Below are 6515 nucleotides of genomic sequence, written 5' to 3'. Positions count from 1 at the left end.
AGGCCTCAGGCACCTCCACCAGGCCGTCGAGGAGCTCGATGGCCGGGACGGCAAGACTGTCCATGGGCCAGGGCTTCCACGCCGCGATGGTGTCGCCGCCGTGGCCGCCGCCCTCGACCATCGCGGCCGCCGCCACGTCGCCGCGGAAGCCCGTGAACCAGCTGTCCGGGGCCGTCGCGCCGTCCACCTCCGCCGAGCCGGTCTTCGCACCCTTGTCGGAGCCCGCGACCGAGGACATGGCGCCCGCCGCGGTGCCGCCCGGGCCGGCGGCCTGCTTCATCATCCGCACCAGCTGCTGCGACACCCCGAGCGCCAGCGAGCGCGGAGTGGCGGCCAGGGTGCGGCCGTCCAGGGAGGCCTTGACCAGAACCGGCTGCCGGAAGACCCCGGTCCGGGCGGTGGCCGTGATCGAGGCGATGTTCAGCGGGTTCATCTGGATCGCGCCCTGGCCGATGTACTCGGCGGCGGCCGCCGGACCGGAGGTCACCGGCACGCTGCCGTCCTGCGAGGGGATGCCGGTCTTCCAGTCCAGCCCGATCCCGAAGGCCTCCCGCGCCACCCGCGGCAGCGCACCGTTGTCCCCCACCTCGTTGATCAGGCTGATGAACGCGGTGTTGCAGGACTTGGCGAAGCTGGTCGAGAAGGGCTGCCCCTTCAGCGAGAAGTTGTTCAGGTTGTGGAAGACCTTGCCCTCCCACGAGACGGTCTGCGGGCAGTCCGCCGGGCGGTCGGCCGCCACCACGCCCTTCTCCAGCAGCATCGCCGCCGTCACGATCTTCATCGTCGAGCCGGGGGCCCGCCGGCCCTGCATCGCCGCGTTGAAGCCGTCCCTGCGGTGGTTGGCCACCGCCAGGATGTCACCGGTGCTCGGCTGGACCGCGACGACCGAGGCCTCGGGGTGCAGCGCCACCGCCTTCTCCGCCGCCGCCTGCACGTCGGCGTCCAGCACCGTCTGGATCTGCCCGGGCTTGCCCTCCACCAGCGTCAGCAGGCTGCGCTTGGGCGCGTCCTGGGCGGCCGGTTCGATCCACAGCTCGACGCCGGGCGTGCCGCCGGTCTTCTCCCCGTACGTCTTGCGCAGCGAGTCCAGCACCGGCCGCAGCGACGGGTACTGCTCCGCCGTCAGCTCCCTGCCGTGGCGGTCCACTGCCTTGACGGGCGGGCTGGCCGGGGTCCCCGTGCGCAGCTTCTCGTCCTTCTGGAGCTGCGGGTGGATCACCGCGGGCTGCCAGTCCACGAGCGGCTCGCCGGTTCCGGCGCCGCGGACGACCGTCAGCCGGGATTCGTACGCGAGGGGCTTGGTCGTGCCCTCGTAGCTGATCTCGGCCTCGACTTTGAACGGCACGGTGGTGCCGTCCGGCGTGCCGGGGGTGATGACCGCCTTGGACACCATCGCCCCGGCCTTGAAGTCGGCCACCGCGGCCTGTGCGGCCTGCGTGTCGGTGGTGAGGCCGGCGGCCTTGTGGTCGTCGCCCGCCGCCCACGCGGCGAGGAAAGCCTGCGCGGTGGCGGCGGCCTCCTTGCCGGTGACGGGCCCGCTCGCCTTCGCGGCGGACGACGCGCTGCTCCTCGCACCGCCGCCGTCGCCGCCGTCCGCGCCGCTGCCGCCGCTGTCCCCCACCAGGGTGTACACCCCGTACGCCGTACCGCCGACCATCGCGAGGAACACCCCGCCGACGATGGCACCCTTCGCCGCCCCGTTCACTGCGTCCCCTCCCCAGGAGCCCCCGTCCTCTGAACATGTTCAAAGAACCTAGGGAAGCGACCTTACCTGTCGGTAAAGGGTCAGATCCAGGTATCCAGCCACATCCGGCCACGCCACGAGTCCATGGGCACGCTCTGGCCGGTGTAGATCGGCCAAAAGTAGATGAAGTTCCACATGATGAGGAGGACGAGGACGCCCGCGCCGATCGCGCCGATCGCGCGCCGGCGCTCCGTGGAGCCCGCCGGGCCCAGCATGGCGCCGGCCATCATGGCCACCGCCAGGCACAGGTACGGGACGAAGACCACCGCGTAGAAGTAGAAGATGGTCCGCTCCTGGTAGTTGAACCAGGGCAGCAGGCCGGCGCCCAGCGCGCACGCGATCGCGCCCGCCCGCCAGTCGCGGCGGAAGAACCAGCGCCACAGGACGTACAGCAGCGCGAAGCAGCCCGCCCACCACAGCAGCGGCGTGCCGAGGGCCAGCACCTCGCGGGCGCACTTGCCCGCCGCGGACGCCGGGCAGCCGTCGGTGCCGGGCGCGGGGGACTCGTAGAAGTAGGAGACCGGCCGGCCCAGCACCAGCCAGCTCCACGGGTTCGACTCGTAGGTGTGGCCCGAGGTCAGGCCCACGTGGAAGTCGTAGACCTCCGTCTCGTAGTGCCACAGGCTGCGCAGCCACTCCGGGAGGAAGGACAGCGAGCTGTGCTGGTCGTTCCTGGCGGCCCAGTCGCGGAAGTAGCCGCCCTTGCCGTCGTCCGGGCTGAGGATCCAGCCCAGCCAGGAGGCCACGTACACGCCGATTGCCACCGGCACCGTCGACAGGAAGGCCGGCAGCGCGTCGCGGCGCAGCATCGCCGCGTACGGGGCCCCCGCGCCGGCGGTGCGGCGCGCGGCCGCGTCCCACAGGACGGTGAGGACCCCGAAGAAGGCCAGCACCACGAGGCCGTTCCACTTGGTGCCGAAGGCCAGGCCCAGGCAGACGCCGGCCAGCAGCCGGTACGGGCGCAGGCCCAGGCGCAGGGTCTCCGCGACGGTGACGTCGGGGTGGGCGCGGCCCTCCTCGTCGACCGGCAGGGCCGCCGCGAGTTTCGCCCGCGCCCTGTCCCGGTCGAGGAGCAGCGCCCCGAAGGCCGCCAGGACGAAGAACATCAGCACCAGGTCGAGCAGTGCGGTGCGGCTCATCACCAGGTGCAGTCCGTCGACCGCCAGCAGCGCGCCCGCGAGGCAGCCGAGGAAGGTGGAGCGCAGCAGGCGCCGGCCGATGCGGCACACCATCAGCACCGACAGGGTGCCGAGCGCCGCCGTCATGAACCGCCAGCCGAACGGGGTGAAGCCGAACATCCACTCGCCGAGCCCGATCACCCATTTGCCGACGGGCGGGTGCACGACGTAGCCCGGGTCCAGGGGCAGCGGTACGGCGTCGGGATTCGACAGGATCGACTTGTCGACATCCTTGGGCCAGCTGGCCTCGTAGCCCTGCCGGATGGTGGCCCACGCGTCCTTGGCGTAGTAGGTCTCGTCGAATATCACCGCCTTGGGGCTGCCGAGGTGCGTGAACCGCAGCACCCCCGCCACCAGCGTGATCAGCAGCGGCCCCGCCCAGGCCATCACCCGCTGCCAGGTCCGCCGGCTCGCCTCGGGGATCCCGAGCGCCGTCCACAGCTGCGCGGACGGCCGTGCGTACGGGGGCACGAGGCGCGTGCGGACGTCCGTCACCGGCGCGGCCGGCGCGTAGCCGAACCCGCGCAGGCGGCGCAGCCACACGGGCGGCTCGTAGGCGGACTCGCGTGCGCCCGGCGGGACGGGCGGGGCCCCCGCGGGGCTGGGCGGCGGCGTCGCGGTACTGGTCACCGGGTCATCGTAGGGAACGCCCCTGTGCGAGCCCCAGTCCCCACGAGCCCCAATGAGAGGATGAGGCGGTGACAGCTGACCTGCCCCGCGGTGCCGAAGCCCCCTCCTCCCACGGCGTACTCGTCCTCGCCGGGACACCCATCGGCGATCTCGCCGACGCCCCGCCGCGGCTCGCGGCCGAGCTGGAGCGGGCCGATGTGATCGCCGCCGAGGACACCCGGCGGCTGCGCCGGCTCACCCAGGGGCTCGGCGTGCACACCACCGGGCGCGTCGTGTCGTACTTCGAGGGCAACGAGTCCGCCCGCACCCCCGAGCTGGTCGAGGCCCTGGAGGCCGGCCGGAGGGTGCTGCTGGTGACGGACGCCGGAATGCCCTCGGTGTCCGACCCCGGCTACCGCCTGGTGGCCGCCGCCGTCGAGAAGGACATCAAGGTCACGGCGGTGCCCGGTCCGTCCGCCGTGCTCACCGCGCTCGCCCTGTCCGGGCTCCCGGTGGACCGCTTCTGCTTCGAGGGCTTCCTGCCGCGCAAGGCCGGCGAGCGCCTCGGCCGGCTGCGCGAGGTGGAGGGCGAGCGGCGCACCCTCGTCTACTTCGAGGCGCCGCACCGGCTGGACGACACCCTGGCGGCCATGGCCGAGGTGTTCGGCGCCGGCCGGCGGGCCGCTGTGTGCCGCGAGCTGACCAAGACCTACGAGGAGGTCAAGCGCGGCGGCCTCGGGGCGCTGGCCGCGTGGGCGGCCGAGGGCGTGCGCGGCGAGATCACCATCGTGGTCGAGGGCGCCCCGGCGGCCGCGCCCGGCGATGTGGACGCCGAGGAACTGGTGCGCCGCGTACGGGTGCGCGAGGAGGCCGGCGAGCGCCGCAAGGAGGCCATCGCGGCGGTCGCGGCGGAGGCCGGCGTACCCAAGCGCGAGGTCTTCGACGCGGTCGTCGCGGCAAAGAACGCGGCACAAAAGGTGCCGTAAGACGGTAAAGAGCTAACCTGAAAAGCAAAGCTCAGACCGCGCACCGGGCGTTTGTGGAATGACTGGCCCAAGGACCGTCCATTACTGGACATGGCCTGATGCGCTCCCGCCCGAAGAGGCGTCCACTGGCAGTGGCACCAGTGGAACAAGAGGAGCTGGCATGAGTGAGATCGCAGACACCCCGGTACCCGTCACGGCCGCGGGACCGGCCGCCCCTCCCGCCTCCGGCGTGCAGACCGTGCACGAGGCGTACTCCTTCGCCTGCATGAAGTGCGGCTTCGGCTGGGAGCAGTCCTACGCGATAGAGCACCACGTCGACGGCAGGGGCGAGCCGTTCATCATGTACACCGTGAACGGGGAGCGGGTGCCCTCACCGCTGTCGAACCCGACCTGCCTGAACTGCGGCGGGCACGTCGTACGCATCATGCGCGCGGGCCAGGTCTCCACGGTGCTCGGCACGATCGACCGGCTCTACCACCACCGCATCGCCCCCGGGATCGCCGGGCCGGTGCCGGCGGGCGAGAACGCCCCCCGCCCGCCGAAGCAGCGCAGGGTCGCGGCGCACGACGCCCCCGGGCCCGTCGCCGTCGACGCCTCGGAGCCGCGCCGCGGCCTGCTCTCCCGCATCATGGGCCTCTTCGGGCGGTCATAAGATCGGCTCATGAGCCCTAGCCCCTCCTCCTCCCCGGCCGCCGCCTCCAAGGCCTCGAAGGACGTGCCGCCCCCGCTGCCCGAGCCGCTTCGGGTGGCGGTGGCCGATGCGCACACCCACCTCGACATGCAGTCCGGCACGGTCGAGGAGGGGCTGGCGAAGGCCGCGTCGGTGGGCGTGACCACCGTCGTCCAGGTCGGCTGCGACGTGAAGGGCTCGCGCTGGGCCGCCGAGACCGCCGCCGCGTACGCGAACGTCCACGCCGCCGTGGCGCTGCACCCGAACGAGGCCCCCCGCATCGTCCACGGCGACCCCGACGGCTGGTCCCGCCAGGGGGCCCGGGCCGGCGGCGGCGGAGCCGCGCTCGACGAGGCCCTCGCCGAGATCGAGGCGCTCGCCGCGCTGGACCACGTCAAGGCGGTCGGCGAGACGGGCCTGGATTACTTCCGCACGGGGCCGGAAGGAATGGCCGCGCAGGAGCGTTCCTTCCGGGCGCACATCGAGATCGCCAAGCGGCAGGGCAAGGCCCTGGTCATCCACGACCGCGACGCCCACGCCGACGTCCTGCGCGTGCTGCGCGAGGAGGGCGCCCCCGAGCGCACCGTCTTCCACTGCTACTCCGGCGACGCCGAGATGGCCCGCGAGTGCGCCGCCGCCGGCTACTACATGTCCTTCGCCGGGACCGTCACCTTCAAGAACGCCGCGCCGCTGCGCGAGGCCCTCGCGGTGGCCCCGCTCGAACTGGTGCTGGTGGAGACCGACGCCCCGTACCTCACCCCGGCGCCGTACCGCGGACGGCCCAACGCCCCGTACCTCATCCCGCTGACGGTGCGGGCCATGGCCGCGGTGCGCGGCATCGGCGAGGACGCCATGGCCACCGCCCTCGCCGCCAACACCGCGCGCGCCTTCGACTACTGACCCGCGCCCCTCCGCCCCCTCCGCCCCCCCGCGCCGGGGTCCGGCTCGCGCACCCGTTCGTCCGACACGCTGAGTGGTCGAACGGCTTTGATGCGTGACCGCCGCTCCCGCTAGGGTGCCGTGCCCGAGCAGCCGGGGGCCGGACCAGTGGAGCGAACCGACGTGAGCGAAACGCAGGGCAGTCACCGCCGTGCCTCCTGGCCGGGGACGCAGCCGGACCCCGGCACGTTCGCGGCACCCGGGCCCCACGCCCCGTACGACGACGCCGCCGGGCCCTACGAGGCCCCGTACGACGGGCACCACCACCCCGGCCCCGACCCGCAGGTCCCCGCCCCCCGGGCCGAAGGCCGCCGGGCCGCCCGCCGCCGCGCGGCCGCCACCGCCACCGCCACCGCCCCCGCCGACGCCCCGCCATCCGCACCGGACCC

5 protein-coding genes and 1 pseudogene are annotated in these 6515 nt (G+C 73.4%); 4 read left to right on the top strand and 2 right to left on the bottom strand.

The genetic code is table 11. The features are described 5' to 3' along the window. Together AB0D45_RS34280 and AB0D45_RS34275 are read right to left on the bottom strand one after the other, a co-directional pair. Window positions 1–1705: penicillin-binding transpeptidase domain-containing protein (locus AB0D45_RS34280; RefSeq protein ID WP_362466486.1), on the bottom strand; the 1705-nt coding region annotated here is incomplete at its 3' end. A gap of 80 nt (window positions 1706–1785) precedes the next feature. Then, entirely contained in the window at window positions 1786–3465 is a 1680-nt protein-coding gene (locus AB0D45_RS34275; RefSeq protein ID WP_362466488.1) for a phospholipid carrier-dependent glycosyltransferase, read from the bottom strand. A gap of 155 nt (window positions 3466–3620) precedes the next feature. On the opposite strand from AB0D45_RS34275, the gene rsmI reads away from it, so the two are divergent. From rsmI to AB0D45_RS34255, 4 genes and pseudogenes are all read left to right on the top strand, one after another. Then, on the top strand, window positions 3621–4517 hold the full coding sequence (gene rsmI / locus AB0D45_RS34270) for a 16S rRNA (cytidine(1402)-2'-O)-methyltransferase (protein ID WP_362466483.1): 897 nt from the start codon (window positions 3621–3623) through the stop codon (window positions 4515–4517). A gap of 160 nt (window positions 4518–4677) precedes the next feature. Further along, window positions 4678–5169, top strand: a complete 492-nt coding sequence (locus AB0D45_RS34265; protein WP_361597353.1) for a hypothetical protein — start codon at window positions 4678–4680, stop codon at window positions 5167–5169. 9 nt (window positions 5170–5178) lie between these two features. Continuing rightward, complete coding sequence (locus AB0D45_RS34260) at window positions 5179–6087, top strand: TatD family hydrolase (protein WP_361597350.1); 909 nt, start codon at window positions 5179–5181, stop codon at window positions 6085–6087. Between the two features lie 162 nt (window positions 6088–6249). Then, window positions 6250–6515: pseudogene (locus AB0D45_RS34255) on the top strand (hypothetical protein); the annotation flags it as partial.

Source organism: Streptomyces sp. NPDC048352 (assembly GCF_040651895.1).
Taxonomy (GTDB): domain Bacteria; phylum Actinomycetota; class Actinomycetes; order Streptomycetales; family Streptomycetaceae; genus Streptomyces.
This window is presented reverse-complemented; position numbering and strand designations above follow the sequence as displayed.

Coding starts and splice junctions, on each gene's coding strand:
- AB0D45_RS34265 (WP_361597353.1), top strand. CDS start 4,678: ATGAGTGAGATCGCAGACACCCCGGTACCCGTCACGGCCGCGGGACCG.
- AB0D45_RS34260 (WP_361597350.1), top strand. CDS start 5,179: ATGAGCCCTAGCCCCTCCTCCTCCCCGGCCGCCGCCTCCAAGGCCTCG.